At 61.1% G+C, this 15,919-nt stretch carries 26 protein-coding genes; 1 reads left to right on the top strand and 25 read right to left on the bottom strand.

The genetic code is table 11. The annotated features are described in order from the left end of the window. Position 1 precedes the first annotated feature (1 nt). The 25 genes from NKI85_RS02780 to NKI85_RS02660 all read right to left on the bottom strand — a co-directional run bounded on the left by NKI85_RS02780 (position 2) and on the right by NKI85_RS02660 (position 13,787). Positions 2-127, bottom strand: a complete 126-nt coding sequence (locus NKI85_RS02780) for a hypothetical protein (protein WP_352775740.1) — start codon at positions 125-127, stop codon at positions 2-4. A 61-nt stretch (positions 128-188) separates the two neighbouring features. Beyond that, positions 189-416: a hypothetical protein gene (locus NKI85_RS02775; protein ID WP_352775737.1), complete on the bottom strand. Its 228-nt coding sequence runs from the start codon at positions 414-416 to the stop codon at positions 189-191. Between the two features lie 5 nt (positions 417-421). Further along, positions 422-634, bottom strand: a complete 213-nt coding sequence (locus NKI85_RS02770) for a hypothetical protein (RefSeq protein WP_352775734.1) — start codon at positions 632-634, stop codon at positions 422-424. Beyond that, positions 631-1,365, bottom strand: a complete 735-nt coding sequence (locus NKI85_RS02765; RefSeq protein ID WP_352775732.1) for a hypothetical protein — start codon at positions 1,363-1,365, stop codon at positions 631-633. Before NKI85_RS02765 ends, NKI85_RS02770 begins: the two co-directional genes overlap by 4 nt. After that, complete coding sequence (locus NKI85_RS02760) at positions 1,362-1,547, bottom strand: hypothetical protein (RefSeq protein ID WP_352775729.1); 186 nt, start codon at positions 1,545-1,547, stop codon at positions 1,362-1,364. Before NKI85_RS02760 ends, NKI85_RS02765 begins: the two co-directional genes overlap by 4 nt. A gap of 24 nt (positions 1,548-1,571) precedes the next feature. After that, positions 1,572-1,841, bottom strand: a complete 270-nt coding sequence (locus tag NKI85_RS02755; protein WP_352775728.1) for a GIY-YIG nuclease family protein — start codon at positions 1,839-1,841, stop codon at positions 1,572-1,574. A gap of 67 nt (positions 1,842-1,908) precedes the next feature. Beyond that, the gene (locus tag NKI85_RS02750) at positions 1,909-3,906 is read right to left on the bottom strand and encodes a DNA polymerase (RefSeq protein ID WP_352775725.1); all 1,998 of its coding nucleotides are present in this window, start codon (positions 3,904-3,906) and stop codon (positions 1,909-1,911) included. Beyond that, positions 3,906-4,184 (bottom strand): hypothetical protein, encoded by a 279-nt coding sequence (locus NKI85_RS02745; RefSeq protein ID WP_352775722.1) that lies wholly within the window; start codon positions 4,182-4,184, stop codon positions 3,906-3,908. Before NKI85_RS02745 ends, NKI85_RS02750 begins: the two co-directional genes overlap by 1 nt. 147 nt (positions 4,185-4,331) lie before the next feature. Continuing rightward, positions 4,332-4,547: a hypothetical protein gene (locus NKI85_RS02740; RefSeq protein WP_352775719.1), complete on the bottom strand. Its 216-nt coding sequence runs from the start codon at positions 4,545-4,547 to the stop codon at positions 4,332-4,334. Then, positions 4,528-6,177 (bottom strand): toprim domain-containing protein, encoded by a 1,650-nt coding sequence (locus NKI85_RS02735; RefSeq protein ID WP_352775716.1) that lies wholly within the window; start codon positions 6,175-6,177, stop codon positions 4,528-4,530. The genes NKI85_RS02740 and NKI85_RS02735 overlap by 20 nt, the downstream gene beginning before the upstream one ends. Next, positions 6,178-6,327, bottom strand: a complete 150-nt coding sequence (locus tag NKI85_RS02730; RefSeq protein WP_352775713.1) for a hypothetical protein — start codon at positions 6,325-6,327, stop codon at positions 6,178-6,180. It lies immediately after the preceding gene. After that, entirely contained in the window at positions 6,324-6,551 is a 228-nt protein-coding gene (locus tag NKI85_RS02725; RefSeq protein ID WP_352775710.1) for a hypothetical protein, read from the bottom strand. The genes NKI85_RS02730 and NKI85_RS02725 overlap by 4 nt, the downstream gene beginning before the upstream one ends. Continuing rightward, the gene (locus NKI85_RS02720) at positions 6,548-7,048 is read right to left on the bottom strand and encodes a hypothetical protein (RefSeq protein WP_352775707.1); all 501 of its coding nucleotides are present in this window, start codon (positions 7,046-7,048) and stop codon (positions 6,548-6,550) included. Before NKI85_RS02720 ends, NKI85_RS02725 begins: the two co-directional genes overlap by 4 nt. After that, positions 7,045-7,305 (bottom strand): hypothetical protein, encoded by a 261-nt coding sequence (locus NKI85_RS02715; protein ID WP_352775706.1) that lies wholly within the window; start codon positions 7,303-7,305, stop codon positions 7,045-7,047. Before NKI85_RS02715 ends, NKI85_RS02720 begins: the two co-directional genes overlap by 4 nt. Beyond that, on the bottom strand, positions 7,305-7,484 hold the full coding sequence (locus tag NKI85_RS02710; protein WP_352775704.1) for a hypothetical protein: 180 nt from the start codon (positions 7,482-7,484) through the stop codon (positions 7,305-7,307). Before NKI85_RS02710 ends, NKI85_RS02715 begins: the two co-directional genes overlap by 1 nt. A 2-nt stretch (positions 7,485-7,486) precedes the next feature. Further along, entirely contained in the window at positions 7,487-7,723 is a 237-nt protein-coding gene (locus NKI85_RS02705) for a hypothetical protein (RefSeq protein WP_352775701.1), read from the bottom strand. After that, a complete protein-coding gene (locus NKI85_RS02700; protein ID WP_352775699.1) occupies positions 7,720-8,205 on the bottom strand; it encodes a PDDEXK family nuclease in 486 nt (161 codons plus the stop codon). The genes NKI85_RS02705 and NKI85_RS02700 overlap by 4 nt, the downstream gene beginning before the upstream one ends. A gap of 3 nt (positions 8,206-8,208) precedes the next feature. Further along, positions 8,209-8,976 (bottom strand): hypothetical protein, encoded by a 768-nt coding sequence (locus NKI85_RS02695; RefSeq protein ID WP_352775696.1) that lies wholly within the window; start codon positions 8,974-8,976, stop codon positions 8,209-8,211. 28 nt (positions 8,977-9,004) lie between these two features. Further along, entirely contained in the window at positions 9,005-9,130 is a 126-nt protein-coding gene (locus NKI85_RS02690; RefSeq protein ID WP_352775693.1) for a hypothetical protein, read from the bottom strand. After that, positions 9,127-9,486 carry a hypothetical protein gene (locus NKI85_RS02685; RefSeq protein WP_352775691.1) on the bottom strand — a complete coding sequence of 120 codons (360 nt, stop codon included), beginning with the start codon at positions 9,484-9,486 and terminating at the stop codon, positions 9,127-9,129. Before NKI85_RS02685 ends, NKI85_RS02690 begins: the two co-directional genes overlap by 4 nt. Further along, the gene (locus NKI85_RS02680; protein ID WP_352775688.1) at positions 9,483-9,686 is read right to left on the bottom strand and encodes a hypothetical protein; all 204 of its coding nucleotides are present in this window, start codon (positions 9,684-9,686) and stop codon (positions 9,483-9,485) included. The genes NKI85_RS02685 and NKI85_RS02680 overlap by 4 nt, the downstream gene beginning before the upstream one ends. A 239-nt stretch (positions 9,687-9,925) precedes the next feature. Further along, complete coding sequence (locus NKI85_RS02675; RefSeq protein ID WP_352775685.1) at positions 9,926-10,129, bottom strand: hypothetical protein; 204 nt, start codon at positions 10,127-10,129, stop codon at positions 9,926-9,928. Positions 10,130-10,210: 81 nt separating this feature from the next. Then, positions 10,211-12,703: a DNA-directed RNA polymerase gene (locus tag NKI85_RS02670; RefSeq protein WP_352775682.1), complete on the bottom strand. Its 2,493-nt coding sequence runs from the start codon at positions 12,701-12,703 to the stop codon at positions 10,211-10,213. Positions 12,704-12,857: 154 nt separating this feature from the next. Then, the gene (locus NKI85_RS02665; RefSeq protein ID WP_352775679.1) at positions 12,858-13,307 is read right to left on the bottom strand and encodes a hypothetical protein; all 450 of its coding nucleotides are present in this window, start codon (positions 13,305-13,307) and stop codon (positions 12,858-12,860) included. Positions 13,308-13,376: 69 nt separating this feature from the next. Further along, on the bottom strand, positions 13,377-13,787 hold the full coding sequence (locus NKI85_RS02660) for a hypothetical protein (RefSeq protein ID WP_352775676.1): 411 nt from the start codon (positions 13,785-13,787) through the stop codon (positions 13,377-13,379). Between the two features lie 556 nt (positions 13,788-14,343). On the opposite strand from NKI85_RS02660, the gene tig reads away from it, so the two are divergent. After that, complete coding sequence (tig, locus tag NKI85_RS02655) at positions 14,344-15,819, top strand: trigger factor (protein WP_352776225.1); 1,476 nt, start codon at positions 14,344-14,346, stop codon at positions 15,817-15,819. The last annotated feature ends 100 nt before the right edge of the window (positions 15,820-15,919 follow it).

Genomic DNA, 15,919 nt, shown 5'->3' with positions numbered 1-15,919 from the left:
ATTACTGTGGAATGTTGATGCCGGAGCCGCCAGTACGAGCCAGCGGTATGGTCAGTGCCTTGCGGCCCCTGCGGGCGGCATTGGCGGTGGCGCCTTCCTGATTGGCGAGGCGGGACGTTTCGTTCAAGACAGGCGCGAGGGGCTTGTCGTTGGCCGGGGGTGGAGGAGGCGCGACCGGGTCGGCCTTCTCAATCTTTGGCTTGCTGAAGCACATTGGTGAGGAGGTCTTCTTCCTGATTTTGGAGGATAGCGTCGAGGTGACTAATCACCCGCTGTTCTCCGATCTTGGCCCCAAGCTCACGGTCGGAAATGGTGATGTCGGGGATCTGATTTCGGAACACCTGTTGAAGGTATTTGATCAGCTCCCGAGAGACTGACGGGGGGCTAAGAAAGCCCTCCGTAGTGCTATTGGTCACCCTATTCACCCGAGGCGACCCAACTCGCGCTGGGCGAAGTAGATGATCTTTCTGAGGTCGTAGGCGCGGGACGTGCCATCCTTGGAACCGAGGCGGTAGCAAGCCTTGAAGATGTTGCCGATGCTGAAGCCCATGTTCTTGTGTTCGATCAGGTCCATCAGCTCTTTGGCATCCTCAGGGATGAGGTAGTAGGACGAGGAACCCCCGTCAGATTTCACCGGGGCGTCCACAGAATGGGCTCCTTCTTGGCGTGATCGTAATCGTCGTTGTGGAGGATGCGAGCGAGCCGAGCCTGAAGCAGGGCATCGTCGGCGGTGAGGCCGGCCTTCTCGTACGCGGCAACGATGTGAGGCCAATAGAGGTCACCGGGCTGGATCGCCGCGAGGAGCTTCTCAGCCTTGACAGGTCCCATGCCCGGGCAGCCGGGATAGCCGTCCGTTATGTCACCTGTGAGGGTCTGCTTGAGGAAGTTGTGGAGGGCCTCCCGGGGGCTGACCTCAATGATGTTGCCATTGCGGTAGATCAGGCCAGGGATCGTGAGCATGTCCTTGTCCTGGCTGACGATGACCTTCTCGCCTTTGATCAGCCGAGGGTTGGTCGCGAGGATGCCCATGACGTCGTCGGCCTCGATCCCCGGCTTGTACTTCGCGCCGTGTTCTTCGATCAGCCAACGCTTGACCTCATTGGTGCCGACAGGCTTGCGTGAGCGGCCCTTCTTGTAACCGGCGTAGAGGTCGTGGCGGAACGTCGTGCCCTTCGAGAGAGTGATCACCGAGGCGTCGGCGTCGAGGTCTCGCTCAAGGCGTCTGATGGTGGAGAGGACGGTGGCCTTAACTTCGTTGACGTCGCAAGTCAGGGTCCACTCGTCGTCGCCCCAGTCGGTCTCGACCTCAAGGGCAGCTCCAGTCGATACGACGAGGATGTCCCCGTCGATCAGTAGTGTTCTCAATTGGTCTCCTTGGGGTTGGTGTAGTAGTCGTCGCCGCGCTCACGCTTGACCTTGATGGCGAGGTCGTAGGACTTGCGCGCGTCATCGGCCCAGTCGTAGATCGGGCACATGTCGGGCCTGCCGTGGTAGGAGGCAAAGCAGGCACCATGCTCGTCACAGCCGACGCCCATGTCGCACCGCATCAGTCGATTTCCCTGATGCCGTATTTATTGGTCAGGACGTCTTGCATCGCCTTCCGGTCGATCTCTCTCAGGCGTCCTGCGATGGAGCCCCCGTAGCAGACCGGCTGCATCTTCAGGGTGTAGGTCGAACCATTCGGTGCCGGCGATGCGATAGCCAGCCAGCAGCTCGTGAAGAACTGCCTCAGCCTGTTTGCGATCATTAAATCTCCTCGTTTCATGGAAGGCGTATGCCCGGTCGGGGTCGTTCGTATTCATCTGCCGAAGACGGTTCTTGAGGTCCTTGGCGAGACCCACCTTGCAGCGCCCGGGCCACGCGGGATTAACCGCGATGTAGACGTAGCCCGGGGCGTTAAGGGGAGCCTTAGTGTGTCTCTGCCCAGCTCTTTCCCACGACGGAGTTGCCGGCGAGGTGGCAGCGGAACTTGTAGTATTCACCGGCAAGTCGGATGGCCTTCTCGGCTTCCGCACCCACCAGCGTGGCAATGTCTTCATCGACCTCTATCTGCCACTCGTCGTGGATATTCCCGACGAACTCGTAGTTGACGCCCGGCACGAGACCGAGGGCCTGAAGGTTGTTGTCGAGGATCACGAGAGCCCGTTTCATCTGGATCGCGCCTGCGGACTGCAGGAGCGTGTTGAGAGCCGCGTGTTCGGAGCGCACCATGAGGATGCGACCGTCGAGACCCTTGAGCCACCCCTGCGTCTTGGCCTTGCGTTTGACCGCGTCGACCAGCTTGGCGAGGGCAGGGAGTGCCTTGAGGAACTTGGCTCGGGATGCCTTGCCAGCAGCGGTGACTTGCTGCTTGGAACCCTTCACGCCGAGGATCAGACCCAGCTTGAAGTCGCCGGCACCGTAGATGAAGGCGTAGAACCAGACCTTGGCCGTGGCACGATCACACCCCAACGCCGCAGCGTTCTGAGTGTGCATGTCCGTCCCGTCCTCTTTCTTACCTTCGAGGACAGTCTTGATGTACGCGCCACCATCGTAGGCAGCCATGTAGCCAGCGAGGTCTCGCAGCTCCAAGGCGTCGGCGTCGGCACCGACCAGCAGCTTGCCCGCCACCGCGATGAACAGGGCGCGGCAGTCGTGGCCATAGGGAGCCCCATTGCCGGGGACCTGGGCCATGTTCGGCTTGCTGTGGGTCATGCGCCCGGTGACGGCACCATTGGTGTTCACCGAGCCGTGGATGCGCCCATTGCGGACGTTCTTGAGCCACGCTTCCTTGCCGTCCGAGAGCTGACCGAGGCGCTTCTGCACCATGAGGTACTGCGTGAGCAGCTTGGCCTCCGGGTACGGCAGCGCGGACAGTGTCTCTTCGTCGACCTTCGGATGCCCGTCAGAGGTGAACTCTGTGGGCTTCCAGCCACGCATCTTCTTCAGCCTGTCAGCGATGTCGAAGCGGGAGCCCGGGTTGAACGGGACGCGCTTGATCTCGGTGTACGGGGCGTCGGTGCTGTAATGGCACTTCGGGTAGATCGGGACCGGCTGTCCCTCTTTGTCGAGCTTCGGCTTCCCATTCTTGTAGGTCGCGTAGCCGACCGGCTTCATGTGCTTCTGAGAGATTGAGCGGTCGACCGTGGGGGTCTTCCGTCCGAGGTCCCTGAACCACGGTTTGAAGGTGTCGAGCAGGGTCTTCTCCAAGTCGGCCTTGGCCTGCGACAGGACGCCCAGCAGAAGCACCGCGGATTTCTCGTCGAAGGCGAACCCGTAGCGTTCCTGCCGGCTGACTATCCGGCGCACGTCATGTTCAAGGTTGATGCTCTCTTCCGAGAACCCCTTGGACTGCACCTTCAGCCAGAGCTGGGTGGTGACCTCGACGTCCTGAACGCAGTAGTCCTGCATTTCCTGGGACCATGTGCCCCAGACGAACTTGACGAGGTCGTCGCGCTTGAGACCTAGGGCCTTGCCCTCGGCTTCCTTGCTCTTGCCGTAGTCACCCTTCCAAATGCCGAGGCGCTGGCCCCAGCTTTCGAGCGAGTGGCGACCGAACATCTTCTGCTCGATCCACTTGCCCTTGCCCTTCCGCTTCTCTTGCCGGAAGTCGGCGTCGGTCATGTCGGCCCACATGAGGCGGGACATGACGATGGTGTCGCGGATCAGACCCTTAGGCTTGAACCACGGGTAGAGCTTCTGGATTGCGGGGATGTCGAAGTCGACGATGTTGTGACCGACAACCACGTCAGCTTCCATCAGGAGGTCGAGGCCGTCCTTGATGAAGTAGCCGTTGCGGTTTGTGTGGTCGTCGCAGCTCCAGATTTCTCCGGTTGCGACGTCTCGGATGACCAACGAGTGGATCGTGGTCATCTCTGGGATCAGTCCGTTCGTCTCGATGTCGAAGACGAGCGTGGTTGGACCCATCAGGAGGTCGGCACGAACAACTGCGGCATACGCAGCATCTCGTTGTCTTGCTTCAGCCCGAGGTTCTCGTCGAGCAGCTTGCCGACCATCTGGTCGAGCTTGGAGTTCTCGCCCGTCAGGACCCTGATCTGGTCCCTGAGGTTGTCGGCGCTGACGGCGCAGTCACGGAAGTGATCCCGGCTGCGTTCGAGTTCCTTGTAGCGATTGTAGAGCTGGCGCTTCTCTTCCTTCTCAGCGAGCAGGAGTTGGGTCAGGTTGAGGGTGGTCTGGTTGGCCATTCATTACCTCTTGAATTGCGCCCACGACGTCCCTCCACGCTTCCGCGAACAGGACGATGCTGGCAGTTCTGCCTTGGAGGATTAGACGGTGACCCTCGCGCCGGACGATCAGCGCCGAGGGGATGTTCTCGTTGGTGTGATCGAAGGTCAGATGTCTTGACCCTCGTTCAGCCACACGTACGGATAGACTGCCGGCTCGACCTTGGAGCAGGGCAGCAGGAACACGTCCTGACCGACTGGGGCCACATCGACGCGGCAATGGTTACCTGGCTGTGAGATTGGCTGATGCGGCGAGACCGCGAGCCAGAGGATCAGGAGGGCTACCATCACGAATGACAGCGCCTCAGAAAGGTAGGTCGTCATCGCTCTCGTTAGAGAAGCCATGCGCGTTTGCGTCCTTGTCGCTAAAGGGATCGTCCTCCCGCACGTACAGACGGCCAGTCTCCTGCTTAAACCCGAGCATGATGGTCTTGCCCGTGGCCCTGCCGGTGTAGCGGTCCTTGAGGATGCGGAAGATTGTGGTGGTGGCGATAACTGGATCTTCGTTCTGCTGGTCTCGTTCGAGGCCGAACATGAAGTAGGACCAGAAGCCGATCGCTCGGGAGCCCTTGAAGTGGCGGATCATGACGCGCCCGCCTTCCTCATGGGGTTTCCCATCAGGCGTCGACAGGTGCGAGACGAAGTGGATGATGATGCCCAGCTCCATAGCGAGGCCCGCCATCTCCTTCATGATCTGCTCTAGGGTGCCCTTCTCGTCGCCCGTGTCGGCCATGGCCGTCAGGTGATCGACGTAGATCAGCTTGATGCCGAGGCTCACCGCCATGTAGCGGATGTGGCCCTTGACCAACTCCCAGTCCGTCTGGCCGAAGCTGTCGTAGAAGAACAGCTTGCCATCCAGCTCGGTGGCGGCGCGGGTCAGTTCCTCGGGCGTCCAGCCGGCGTCGGGAACATGGAACATCTTGCCGGCCAACTTGCCTGCAACACGCTTCGCCGTTTCGACGGGCTTCTGTTCGAGGAAGATCGCACCGACGTGCTGCTTCAGCTCGGTGATGTCGAACGCGATCTGCTGCATCAGGAAGTCGGTCTTGCCGATGCCCGTGCCTGCGCCGAAGCCATAGACCTCGCCGTCTCGGCGTCCGTAGGTGAGCTTGGTCAGCTCCTCCAGGCACCATGGCAGGCCGTACTCGACTGGCTTGAGGAGGTCGCCCATGATGTCCGCCACCCCGACGAGACCGTCAGGGCGGTAGACCTTGGCACCCCAAATGGCGTCGATGGTCTCCTTGATCCGGCCCGCCATGAGCATCTCGTTGGCGTCCTTGAGGGGCAGCGAGGCGATCTTGAGCTTGCCCGGTGTGAACGGGATCGTCTTGCATTCCTCGGTGGCCTTCTGGCCGGGGTCGTCCTGATCGAACATGAGGACGACTTCCTCGAACTGTTCGAGCCATTGGAGGTTCTTCCGCAGGGCCTTGGCCGCGCCGTCACACCCGTTAGGGATCGAGACGACGGGCCACTTGTGACCCTGCATTTGGCTGAGAGAGATCGCGTCCAGCTCGCCCTCGACGATGACGACGCGCTTACCGCCGTCCCGCCATAGCCACTGGCCGTAGAGGCACATGTCCTCCTTGGTGCCCTTGGACCGGAAGTCCTTTCCCTGGAACCGGACCTTCTGCCAGACGAGTTGCTGCGCGCTGTTTCGGTAGTTGAACAAGCGGACGGGCTGGCCGTTCAGGGTCGAACGGGTGAAGCCCCACTTCTGCGCGCTTTCTAGATTGATGCCTCGGCTCTGCCAGTCGGACGGCTCACCAAGAGGGACGAAGTCTACGTTCCGGGGCTCTGCAGCCTCGGTCTGTTCTGTCAATTCATTGTCTCCGGGTTCGTAGTGGCGGCAGCCAAAGCAGTAGGCGTGGCCGTCCGTGTACCGGGCGAGATTGTCGCGGGAGCCACAGGATGGGCATGGCTCCTTGCGCAGGAACTCACTGTCGGTTTCGTGCATTCAGCCTTGCGGCGGGATGTTCTGGAACTGCTGGAGCTGGTGCTTGACCATCTCGGCGGTCAGCATGGGTTTGCCGAGCTGTCGAGCGGTGCTGAGGACTAGCTGGAAGCGGAGCAGGGAGAGCCTGTCCGCGTCAGTCAGGCGTTTCACCCGACCTCTTCAATCCGCATCGAGTTGGCCACAGACATCAGCCGGTGGTGGACCTGATAGGCGGTCGTGAAGATGATGCGCGCCATCTCGGCGGCATCGTAGACGTGTGTGACAGGTCGCCCTTCGACGGCCTTGAGGTTGTCCTCGCGGCTGACCTTGAGGAGGTCCTGAGCGAACTCCAAGAAGTCCCCGGCGAGGTTCTCTGCCATGTCTTTCGGTGTCATCGTGTGGTCCTGCTGTAGAGCTTCGCGAACTCATGGCGGAGCTTGGGGATGAGGGTTCTGGTGATGTGTTCCTCGAACTGGCGGCACACCATCTCGAAGAGGTGTGGGTGATCCCGTTCGTTGATCAGGTCGCTGTCCCGCATGACGTACCGGGCGCGATAGACGTCTGGTTTCCACTCGACTTGGTAGGACCGGGTACATTCCATCGGGTTGATCTCGACGGAGCTGTCGAAGGAGCCGTAGGACACCGGCCATGCGACCCGGCTGTAGAACTCCTTCTCCATGCCATCCATGTGCTTGGCCATCGCCTCGCAGCGGAGGTGATAGTCGTGGATGGTCCGCATGAGGTCGGTGATCCGATCCTCGTAGGCCCGGGACATCGCGTAGACCTCGGCCCGGGTCTTCCGGGGGAGGTACTTGTCGATCAGCTCAGTGACGGAGGGGTAGCTGGAACGGGCCTCTCGACCCGTCCAAGCCTTGCTATCAAGTTCCATCAAAGGGCGAGCAGCGCCAGGACGACGGCAGCCAGCGCCGAGGTCCACGAGACGATCACCATGGCGACCGTCGTGTTGGTGGCGAGAATGGAGCCGACCGTGTTGACGCCAACGCCGTAGCCGAAGATCAGCGACAGGAACCCGAAGGCTGCCCCGAAGGCCGACCCGTGGGTGACGCTGATCACGATGGCGAGGACGACGATGGTGATCCCGGTCAGGATCGCGCCGAAGCAGTGAGCGATGCGGACGGCTTCGTTCATCAGAACCACCCCAAGATCGCGCCGAGCAGGCCGACCGGGATGCCGATGATGCGAAGGATCAGCATGGTGGTGAACGGCGCACCAGCGGTGGCCGCGTGGATCACTTCGATCAGGTTGACGATCCAGCCGTAAATGAAGGCCACGATCAGGGCGAGCTGGAAGAGAACGACACCCTTCATGATCAGGCCACCAGCTTGCGGACGCGCTTGGCGATCTTGTCGGCGTCGGCAGCCGCTTCCTTGGCGACCGTCTGAGCGGCGACCTTCACGGCGATCTCGGCGTCGAGCAGCTCGGCCTTGAGGTTGTGGTGTTCGACCACGGCGTCCAGCTCGGCGATGGCCTTGTTGAAGACGGCGACGGCGTTGGCGGTCGACGGGGCGCGCTTGAAGAAGTTGATGATGGAAGTGACGATGCTCATTTCTTGACCTTTGATTGGGAGTTGAGGATGGCGTTGAGGGCTTCCATGCGACCGGCAGTCGGTGCTTCGTCGAGCCATTCCTGAGGGATTGACTTGTCCGCGTAGAGGAAGCCGTGGGTCTCGCACCACATGGCGTAGGTGGTCTGAGACTGCTTGGAGATGCGGGTGCCTGAGCGACTGAACACCAACCGAATATCGAGGTCGGGGTTCTGCTCTTTGATCAGCTTGTGCTTCTGGCGATCCGCAGTGACGAACTGTCCTTTGGTCTCCACGATGATGCCGTTGCTGAGTAGGCGGAAGTCAGGTGTGTACTTCGCCAGCCGGGCGGGTATCTCGTAGGTGATCTTGAACGTCTCGTAGGTGTAGGGGACGCCGGCATGGTCCAGCTCCCCCGCCACCTTGTCTTCGAGCCCCGAGCGGAACCCCTTGGCGACAGCGATCTGCCGCGTCGAGGTCCGCTTCGGGAACGTGCGTCGTGCCAAGGCTTAGAAGTCGTCTTCGCCGGCCTGGCTCTCGGATGAGCCCTCGTTGGACTTGTCCTCGCCGGCATCGTCCTCACGGTAATCGTCGGGATCGTAGCCGAAGCCTTCCTCCTCACCGAAGCCGTAGCTGTCAGCGGAGCGCTGGCCGGCAGACACGAGGCTGATGATCTGGACAGCGGAGAGCTGGAGGGTCAGACCCGCAGCGGCGGTGCCAGCCACGAAGTAGCCCGGCACGCCATCCTTGTCGGTGCCGATGCCGAACGAGACCTTGCCCTCGGTGCCGCCCCAAATCTGGACGCCCTTGGTGATCTTGACGCCACGAGCATCGAAGATGTCGGGCTTGCGGTTCCACTTGGTGCCCGCCTTCGGACCCTTCTTGAACTCGCCGGAAGCCTTCATCTTGAACTTGAACTCAACCTCTCCGGTCGGCTCCTCGGTGTCCTGATCGTACAGGACCGTGAAGAGGGCGTTCGGCTTCACCGAGCCAAGTTTCTTGCGGCTTTCGAGCTTCAGCTCACCGAACAGGCGCTCGGCGTTGCGGAGGGCGTCCTCGTAGATCGACTGGATCGAGAACGACTCGTTGCCGTGCTTGACCTTGCGGTTCACGAAGGCTTCGGCGTCGGAGTGCGACATGCGGAACTTGAGCGAGTATTCGCCGTCCGGCTTCGGGTAGTCCTTCGTGCCGTAGTCGGGCTCAGACAGCTTCGGGTAGACGAACACGCCACGCGGGGTGGTGAACTGAGGAAGCTTCTTCTTGGTATCTTTTGCCATGCAGTAGTAGGTCCTTTAAGGGATGAGTTCAGACGGAATAACGGCGTTCAAGGGCTTCGACGTTGTGGCCCAGGTCGGTCAGCTTCATGTAGAGGTCGAGTGGTAGCGGCTGACCGCGCTTCCAGAGGAGCTTTGCGATGGTGAGGTACTTCACGCGGCAGCCTCGCTGCTGAGGACCAGCTCGATGGCTTCGGGGAACTTGTCGACGAGCTTCGCGACCGTGGCGTCGATGCCCAAGCCGAAGCGGACGTACTGGGTCAGCACGGCGAGGACGTCGGCCTTGTTGACGGTGACGGCCTTGACCTGACCGAACGGTGTCGGCTTGGCCTTAGCCTTGGAGGCCGGCTCGAACCGCTTGGCGTAGTAGATGCCGGGCCGCTCGACGAGCTTGATGTAGCCGTTGGGGTGGGCCTCACGGACGGTGTAGGTCTCACCCTCGGTGAGCCGGCCATGGCTGTTCTTGGCGTCGATGCAGATGATTTTGTCGTTAGCCTTGAAGGGGTTGCTCATGCCAGTTCGCCTTTCATGTATGCGTCGATGCCACGGAACTCGGCGCGCTTGCCGTCGTCCCCGTTGATCAGGTTCTTGGTGACCGTGAAGGCTTCCTGAGCAGGAATGCCGAGGTGGTCTGCGAGGGTCAGGAAGACCGCTGCTGCGCCCATGATCTGGATTTCAGGGCGGAAGTCCTGCAGTCGGTCGAGAACGGTCATGGACGCCATTGCGACGTCGCGGGGACCGGCCATGTTCAAAACGTCACGATTAAGCCGTGGCATCGGGGCCTCCGAGGTTAGCCAGGAAGAAGAGGGTGATGAGGGAGAGGGCGACCAGCGCCGTTGCAGCTTCGATGGTCATCAGTCGAACAGCCACTCGCCAATCTTCCAGCCGACCCAGTAGCCGGCGAGGGTAGCGACGAAGTGGAGGAGGATGATTGCGGAGACCTCAGCCGGCGTCATGCTGCAGCCCTCCGGTTGCGGAACTGAGCCTTGCGCTGTTCCTTCTTGCCGAAGTAGCCGTTCTCTTTCAGACCCTCGATCAGGGTCCTGCGAACCTCGTAGCGGGCAGTCTTGTCGGCAGCCGCGAGGTCGATGTGAACGGTGCCCACGGTGATGTCCTGATAGGCAGCACCCATGCGGATCGTGATGTTGTTGTTCATGTGAAATCCTTCGAGAATGTTTCGTAGGGCTATTGGTCACCATAATCTCCGATCAGGGATCAATTCCCTTTGCGGAGGTGTTTAGGCGAAGAAGAAGTCAGACGCCATGACAGCGTCCAGGTTCAGGTCTCCTTTCGATGGTAGTGGCTCGATCCCGTCGACCGAGGGGTTGTTGTCTATGATCGCCGCGCGGAGGGCCGCGAGGGGGTCTTGCTTGTACATCTCGACGAACACCTTGCGGAGGGTCGAAGCGAGGAGGGTAGTGTCGCAGGCGTGGGTGCCATAGCTGTCGTGGATCATGGCGAACGACTTGAAGCCAGCGACTGCCAAGGCTGCCACCGTCAGGATCATGGCCGAGGCGTCCATTGAGTGGACGTAGTTGGGGCTGATCGAGGTTGCCTGCTTGGACACGTCGATGTCGTCGGTGTCGTCGTTGACCCGCAGTTGCACCATCTGACCGGCGATCTTGGTCTTCAGCTTACGGGTCGTCATGTTGAGGTAGGCTTGATACCCGACGAAGCCGCTGGGCGTCGTCCAGTACACCGGGCGGTTCTCCTTGCCGACCGCTCGGGCCGTCTTCTGGAGCCACCCCATGGCGTCCCTTGCGGCGATCACCACGTCCCCGATGCTGTCCCAAACAAGGCTGGCGAGGAAGCCGATGGCCTTCTTCAGTTCGTCACCCAGGTTGTGCTGATAGCCGGCAGCGACCTTCGCCTTCACGGCCTCGTCGACATACTTGAGGCACGACCGTGGCGTTCCCCCGTAGGGCAGCACCATGACCGGCCTCTTGGTCACCTTGCGGTCGATCCCCATGGCCAGCCACTCATGCGCCCACCGTTCCCTTTCGGGATCAGCTCCGTTACCGGAGGCAATAAGACGCAATTGTGCCATCACGCGGTCAGCGACCACCTGATAGATGTCCTGAGGCTTCTTCGCCGGGATCAGGTTCACCGCCGCACCGCCGACACTGTCGAGGAGCATGGCAGAGAAGTGCTGGAGCCCGTTGCAGGAGCCGTCGAGGGCGATTGGAAGGTGCGAGATGAAGGCGTCAGCCTGCTGGTCCAGTGCAAGCCACTCGAAGCAGAAGGCGAGGAAGCACCAAGGCTTGTCAGCCTCGGTCCACCACAGGTTCGCAAAGGGATCGACGGCCTGCGCCCAGATCAGGAAGCGGTTCTCCTCGACCCACTTCACGCGCTCATCGAACGACACCTTGTCGATGCCGTAGGTGTTCGCCCCGTGGATGGCCAGCCAGCGTTCCCCATCCTCCCCGAGAGGCTTCCCCTCGGCGAACCTGAGGAGCGCCTTGACGGGGTCGCTGCCCTGCGGGTGAAGGACGTCTGGCAGGGGATACGCACGACCCCGGAAGTCGAGGTTGTGGGGGAAGTAGATGGCAGCCTCATTGCGGAACTTCTCGGCCAGACCGAGTAGCTGCTGCTGTTTGAGGCGGTCCTGTCGGAGCTGGAGGTTCTCCGAGTAGACGTCCCGGGCTGCCCACTTCCACTCCTGAAACTCCCTCTGAAGGTGAACTGGGAGGGACTTGATGTCGGCGTCCTCAGGGACACCAGCAGGCCGCGCGGGCATCGGCTTGTCTTCCGCTGGAACCAGCCCGGCGATGCTCTCCCCGGATCGAGCGAGGACGACCATCACGTCGAGGATCGCCCCGTTGATCTCCCAAGGCGTCCGCTGGATGGCGTTCAGTCCCTTGAGGACCAGCGATAGGTCGGCTCGCTTGAGCAGTTCTAGCTGCCCCGGGCGGGAACGACGGACGAGGGGCACGGGACGCCCAAGCTTGGTGAAGTACGCGCCACCCGACAGGCCCGTCCAGTCCTTCGGGGGGACCAGCGTGGGCATGAACGCGGGGAACAGAAGCTCGCCGCCAAGGATGGATTGGTCGATCCACGCCATGGCGCGCTCGGTCAGGTGGACAATGTACTGGTCTCGGGGTGCCTCTTTGTCCCCTCCGATGTACGCTTGCTCGATGGCGGTCAGGCCGGTCTGCTGGCAGAACAGCTCCACCAGCTTGATGCCAAGGTGCAGCTTGTCGGTGTGCGTCCAGCGATCCCAAGGGATGCCGAGCTTGCCCATGGCGTAGGTCAGCACGGTGGCCTTGTGCTGCTCCGTCGCGCCGCTGTCGGACAACTCCTTGAGCTTCCACCTGAAGCGGTCGGGATCAGTCCTGAGGAAGACCTCGAAGCGCGCTTCCGTCTCGACAGCCCGGGCCACAGAGATGGCAAGCGTTAGGAGGGAACCGGAGCGGCGGCGCATCATGCCCGCCAGGACGGCCCGACAGGCGAGAAACGACACGACATGGTGGTCCATGTCCTTGATCAGCTTGGCTGCCACGGCGCGGGGGCCGGGGCGACCGTTGTAGGTATCCTCTATGAACTGGGCGATGCCGTCAGCGACTGGCCCGACAGCACTCTGGAGGATGCAGCGCCCGGTGTCAGTCTCGTAGCCGCGTCCCTTGTCGATGTTCTTACGAACGCGGGAGAGGTACCGATCCCGGCCCAAGCCGGACATTTCGATCTCCAGCTCGATCTGCCGCTGGAGGTTGTGGTCGAATGGCGCGTTCAACAAATTCTCCTACGATCTCCCGGGCGAGTTCCCGGGCGGCGCTCCTGGCCTTTGTGGTGTTCATCATGATCTCGAAGAGGAGCTGCTTGACCTCCCCCGTAGGAGAGGCCAGAGGTAGCGGCGAGGTAGTGGATACCGGAGCGGTTCTGGGCCATCACTGGTACAGCCCGTTGCTATCCCAGACCGGGGCCGTGGGCTCGTCGAGGAGGTTGGGAAGGGCAGCGAAGCAGGCCCTGAAGTCCAGACCCTGAGCCCTGTGGTAGACGTAGGTCGCGAAAGTCTGAACGCAGCTCCCCGGAATGACCAAGAGGCGCTTGTTGCCGATCTTCCTCACACATGCCTTGCAATTCCGCATAGCGAACTCGCGGACGGAGACCTTCATTTCCACCCACGATCCTTTGTCCTTCACCAACTCGTCCGGCAGGAGGTCGATGATCGCGGGGCACGTCTCCCCCTTGATCACGGTGCAGCGGACCTTGCCCCTGTTGTAGATGGACATGACCCGCACGAACTCGCTCGGGTTGAGCCCTCTGATCGCGGGAGCCAAGGAGCGGCTGCGCCTGCGGGTGTAATTGGAGTGCGGGATGTCGTCAGTCTTGAACATTGGGGATCAGCCTTTCGATGGTCTGGAGTTGTTCGATGGAGAGCGCGGGCAGCTTGGCCGTGATGCGGGCTATGAGGGTGTCCCGTTCGTCGAGATCGGGTGTGACTGGAAGTGGAGGCGTGCCTGAACTTTTTCACTACGTAGTGAAAAACTCTCGTCCTTGGCCCTTACGCGGGTCTCCCGCACAGACGCAGCCGTCTTTTGCTTGACCTCCTCCTCGGTGGTCTTGCCAGTGGCAACACTGATGAGCTGGTGGGCGCGGGTTGGGGCGACAGGGCAATGCGACTTCAGGAACCCGTGCCAAACCTTCGTGCGTTCCCCGTAGGGATGCTCCGTGTCGATCCTGCGCTTCGCCTCGGCCAGATACAGGCCGCTCGATTTCGCGTGGTCGTTGGCCTTCTGGTTCGCCTTCTCGCCGGCCTTGTAGTGGGCGTACGCCTGAGCCCCGAGTTGATCGAGGTTCATGCCGTCGAAGTTCACGTTAGGTTCTCCTGTTTGTCACGTTTGTCGCAGAAATTTGTCACACGGCGAGTTTGTCACCGTATCTAGTATCGATACCGTATCTATTTGCGCGGGGGAAAAACCCTTATGTTTCACAAGGGTTTAACTGATTTTTGGGGAGTAGCTCCGCTAGGGGAGATTGGGCCGGAAGGAACCTAAATCCAGGGCGTCTACCAATTCCGCCACATCCGCGTCGCCCGGCCAATCTCATGTAGCCATCATTCTGTCAATGTCAGAGCCCACATCAGCATCATTGGCCGGAACGCGAAGATGGTTGAAAATCAGCCGCGCCTGTGACAGAAGGCGTGTCGAATGTGACGGAACGCGGCGATCCGCTTCTGCAGAATGTGACAAGAAGTAGGAAAAACAAAGACTTATTCACATTTTGGAGCGTATTGCTGGAGGATTTGAGCCGCGTTGGGCGGACAAATCGCCAAGTCCCGCACCAAAAGCCATTCCCGGCAAGATCATACCGGCAGGTTGCGAACGGCAGGGGCCGTTTGGCGGCCTCATTGGTGGAAACAAAGGTTTTATGATGCAGGTCACCGAAACGCTCAACTCCGGTCTCAAGCGCGAGATCAAAATCACCGTGCCGGCCGGTGACATGGAAGCCAAGCTGATGGCGCGGCTTTCGGACGCCAGGAACAAGGTTCGCATCAACGGCTTCCGCCCCGGCAAGGTGCCGGTGCAGCACCTGCGCAAGGTCTATGGCAAGTCGTTCATGGCCGAAGTGGTCAATGAGATCCTCAATGATTCGACCCGTTCGATCATCACCGGGCGCGGCGAAAAGGCCGCCATGCAGCCCGAAGTGATCATGACCGAGGACGAGAAGGAAGCCGAGAAGATCCTGGCCGGCGGCGCCGATTTCGAGTTTCGCCTGAATTACGAGGTCATTCCGCCGATCGAAATCAAGGATTTCTCCGACATCAAGGTGACGCGCCAGGTGTTCGACGTGCCGGATGAGGAGATCGACGAGCAGGTCAAGCGCGTCGCCGAATCCGCTCGCACCTACGAGCCGAAGACCGGCAAGGCCGCCGAGGGCGACCGCGTGACGATCGACTATGTCGGCAAGATCGACGGCGAAGCCTTCAACGGCGGCGCCGGTACCGATCAGCCGCTGGTGCTCGGCTCGAAGGAATTCATCCCCGGCTTCGAGGATCAGCTGATCGGCGGCAAGGCCGGCGATGAGAAGCAGGTCACGGTCACCTTCCCCGAAAACTATCAGGCGGCGCATCTGGCCGGCAAGGAGGCCACTTTCGACGTGACCGTCAAGGAAGTGTCGAAGCCCGGCGTGCTTGAGATCAACGACGAGATGGCCAAGAATCTCGGCCTGGAGTCGCTGGAGCGCCTGCGTGAGGTGGTGCGCGGTCAGATCGAGAACCAGTTCGGCTCGATAACGCGTCAGAAGATCAAGCGCCAGTTGCTCGACCAGCTCGACGCCGCCTACTCGTTCGAGGCGCCGTCCAAGCTCGTCGAGGCCGAGTTCAACAACATCTGGAACCAGGTCAACCGCGATCTCGAAGCCGCCGGCCGCACCTTCGCCGATGAAGAGACGACGGAAGAAGAAGCGCGTGCCGAGTATATGCGGCTTGCCGAACGCCGCGTGCGCCTCGGCCTTGTTCTCGCCGAAATCGGCGAGAAGGCCGGCGTCACCGTGTCGGACGAGGAATTGCAGCGCGGCCTGCTCGAGCAGGTGCGCCGCTATCCGGCCAACCAGCAGCAGGAAGCCTTCGAGTTCTACCGCAGCAACCCCGAAGCGCTGAACACGCTGCGCGCGCCGATGTTCGAAGAGAAGGTGGTCGACCATCTGCTCGGCCAGATCTCGGTCACCGACGTCAAGGTCAGCAAGGAAGAGCTGCTGGCCGACGACGAGGATACGGAGACGACCAAGGCGAAGCCGGCGAAGAAGGCCGCTGCGAAAAAGGCCGACACCAAGAAGGCCGACGACGACGCTGAAGAGCCCAAGAAAAAGGCCGCGCCGAAGAAAAAGGCCACCAAGGACGCTGAATAACGTCCCTGCTGAATGCCGAAGGGCCGCCTTATCGAGGCGGCCTTTTTCGTTGTGGCGCAGACGCAACGGATTTCACGTATATGGCGGTCGAGGTAGCGAT

Origin of the sequence: Mesorhizobium sp. M0571, assembly GCF_040320985.1 — a bacterium.
Lineage (GTDB): Bacteria > Pseudomonadota > Alphaproteobacteria > Rhizobiales > Rhizobiaceae > Mesorhizobium.
Note: the sequence above shows the minus strand (reverse complement) of the source record. Positions and strands in the feature narration are given on the sequence as shown.